This window comes from Wenzhouxiangella sediminis (genome assembly GCF_003410055.1).
GTDB lineage: Bacteria > Pseudomonadota > Gammaproteobacteria > Xanthomonadales > Wenzhouxiangellaceae > Wenzhouxiangella > Wenzhouxiangella sediminis.
In genome coordinates this window covers 1-2,745 of sequence record NZ_QUZK01000028.1, presented here as the reverse complement: position 1 = coordinate 2,745, position 2,745 = coordinate 1, and the positions used below count along the sequence as shown (strand labels likewise).

At 64.6% G+C, this 2,745-nt stretch carries 4 protein-coding genes; 2 read left to right on the top strand and 2 right to left on the bottom strand.

Annotation, left to right across the window (positions count from 1 at the left end):
- Positions 1-151: 151 nt before the first annotated feature.
- Positions 152-1,447, top strand: coding sequence for a type II toxin-antitoxin system HipA family toxin (locus DZC52_RS06355; protein ID WP_116650294.1), 1,296 nt, complete (start codon positions 152-154; stop codon positions 1,445-1,447).
- Position 1,448: 1 nt separating this feature from the next.
- Entirely contained in the window at positions 1,449-1,742 is a 294-nt protein-coding gene (locus tag DZC52_RS06350) for a helix-turn-helix domain-containing protein (protein ID WP_116650293.1), read from the top strand.
- A gap of 147 nt (positions 1,743-1,889) precedes the next feature.
- Here the strand turns inward: DZC52_RS06350 and DZC52_RS06345 are convergent, their stop codons facing one another.
- On the bottom strand, positions 1,890-2,159 hold the full coding sequence (locus DZC52_RS06345) for a BrnA antitoxin family protein (RefSeq protein ID WP_116650292.1): 270 nt from the start codon (positions 2,157-2,159) through the stop codon (positions 1,890-1,892).
- Positions 2,113-2,445: a BrnT family toxin gene (locus DZC52_RS06340; protein ID WP_116650291.1), complete on the bottom strand. Its 333-nt coding sequence runs from the start codon at positions 2,443-2,445 to the stop codon at positions 2,113-2,115. The genes DZC52_RS06345 and DZC52_RS06340 overlap by 47 nt, the downstream gene beginning before the upstream one ends.
- Between the last annotated feature and the right edge of the window lie 300 nt (positions 2,446-2,745).

The following is a 2,745-nucleotide window of genomic DNA, read 5'->3' as shown; positions in this document are numbered from 1 at the left end:
GAAACCTGAAACCTGAAACCTGAAACCTGAAACCTGAAACCTGAAACCTGAAACCTGAAACCTTCCCCCAACCCAAAATGCCCATCAAAATAGCAAATAGATAAGCTTTCGGCCACTATTTACCTATCAAAATAGATGCTATCATCACCCCATGCCCAACGACCCCATCATCGAACTCCACCGCCACGGCCGCTGGATACCGGCCGCGCGCATCGAGCCGCTGGGTGACGAGCACGCGCGGGTGGAATACCTGCCCGACTACGTGTTCGGTGAGGACGACCCCTGGCCGGTTTCACTGACCATGCCCGTGCGCCTGGACACTGACCTGGGCGAAGCCCCCCGGCCGAGGATGCCGGCCTTCCTCTACGACCTGGTGCCGCAAGGGCAGGGCCGCCGCTTGCTCACGGGCCTGCTCGACCTGCGCGATCATGACGGCCTGGCGCTTCCGCTGTTGCTGCACGGCGCCTTCAACCCCATCGGCGCGCTGAGAATCGACCAGGCGGTTGCATTCCAGGCCGACCACGCCCGCCGCAACCCGCCGCCGGCAGGCGCCGAAGCCGGCTTCAGCTTTGCCGAGCTGGCCGAACGCCACGAAACGGTGGTGGAATACCTGGCCACGCATTCCATGCTGGCCTCCGGCACCACCGGGGTTCAGGGCCAGGCGCCGAAATTCCTGCTGGCCATGGATGAAGCCGGGCGGATGCATCCCGACCTGGCCCTGGACGACGCCCGGGCGCGTTCCCACTGGCTGGTCAAGGGCGCGCGCGGCCGTCACCGCGACGACGAGCTGATCCTCCAAAACGAAGCCGCCTACCTGCGCCTGGCCGCCGACTGCGGGCTGACCGTGCACCGGCCCGACCAGATCGAGCACCACGGCCGCTGGCTGCTGCTGCCCCGTTTCGATCGACAGGTCACCGAGGCCGGTGTCCGGCGACTGGCCCAGGAAAGCCTGGCCAGCCTCGCCGGCTTGCAGGGCCTGGGCGTGCCGACGACACTCAACCGCCTGCTGGACGCCTTGCGGCGCTACAGCGACGATCCGCAGGTCGACACGCTGGAGTTTCTCAAGCGCGACGTGCTCAACCGCGCCCTGCGCAATACCGACAACCACGCGCGCAACCACGCCGTCCAGCGCCGCGCCGACGGCGCCATCGGCCTCAGCCCCCTGTTCGACTTCGCGCCCATGTTCCGCGACCCCGAGCTCATCCCGCGGGCACTGCACTGGGTGGACGGGGAAGGGCGCAATCTGCGCGACTGGCCGGCCATACTGGCGGCACTGACCGTGGACGATGGCGAGCGCCGGTTCCTGCAGGAATCGCTGCGGGCCTTTTCCGAAACCGTCGGCCAGCTGCCCGAACGAGCCGCCGATGCCGGCGTCGACCGCGAAATCATCCAGGCCTGCCAAAGGTCAATCGACGCCCAGGCCGAGTCGCTGGCCAGGCTGAACTGAGATGCCCAGAAACCCCGCAAGACCGGACCCGCAGCAAGCGCGCGAGCAATTGCGCGAACTGCGTCGAGACCTTGCCAACGGCAGCGTCGAAATCGGTGACGCCGTGCGCCGAATGCGCCACATCAGCGGCCTGACGCAACCCGACTTCGCCCGTCACCGCGGCATCAGCGTCCAGGCCCTGCGCCAGATCGAATCCGGCAAAGCCAACCCCACCGTCGCCACGCTGAACAACATCGCCGAAATCTTCGGCCTCAAAACCGGCTTCGTCCCCATCCCCTCGGAAGCCGACGCATAGCGCCGTCCCGGCCCCCGCAAGCCGACGCGAAGCGTCGTCCCGGACTCCGATCCGGGACCTCCCCACCGGAGCCACCAACCGATGGAAGGCCCCGGCTCAAGGCCGGGGCGACGAAGTCGCTTGTTTTCCAGAAACCTGAACCCTTCTTCAAGACTTCCGATCAACATCCTCCGCCAACCACGCCTTGATCAAGCTCTGATAGGGCATATCCCGCTTGTTGGCCTCGATCTTGATGCGCTCGAGCAGCGATTCGGGCAGCCGAAGTGAAATCGTCTTGGTCGAAGGCTTCAGGTTGGGCATGCGCACCGATTGCGCCTGGCCCCAGTCCACGTACTCGCTGGAGTCGTGCGACTCCCAGAAAGCTCGCTCCTCAGCTTCCGTCTTGAATTCTGGTAGGGGCTTGTTGTGCCTTGGCATAGTGCTGTCTCTCCTTCCGGTGCATCGGCCGCGCCGAAATCACGCGAATCAAGGCGCCTTGTTCGCGAAGGGTGAAGGTTACATGCAAGAACCGCTGATCCAGCGTCTTCCCAAGCGCATGCCAGCGCGGCTCCTGTTCACTGTGTCGGGCGTCCGAGGCAATCAACAAAGGCTGACAGAAAAACACCTGCTCGGCCTCGGACTGCGAAACGCCGTGCTTGTCCGCATTCTTGCGGGCATTACCGGCATCCCAGTCAAATCCCTTGACCCGACTCCAGTCCATCATTTGTATATGACCATAATATACAAAACCCGTTCATTCCACCCGCCTTCCCGACCCCCGCAAGCCGACGCGCAGCGTCGTCCCGGACTCCGATCCGGGACCTCCCCACCGAAGGCGCCAACCAAACCGTAGGATGCGTAAAACGCATCAACCAACCCAACCGAGCCACCACACCCATCGCGGCAAAGCCGCCCACCGATCCCCCGAACTGCCACCCGAGCCCATTCTTTCCGGAACCCCAACCGACGCAAAGCGTCGTCCCGGCCCCCGAGCCGGGACCTCCCCACCGAAGGCGCCAACCGA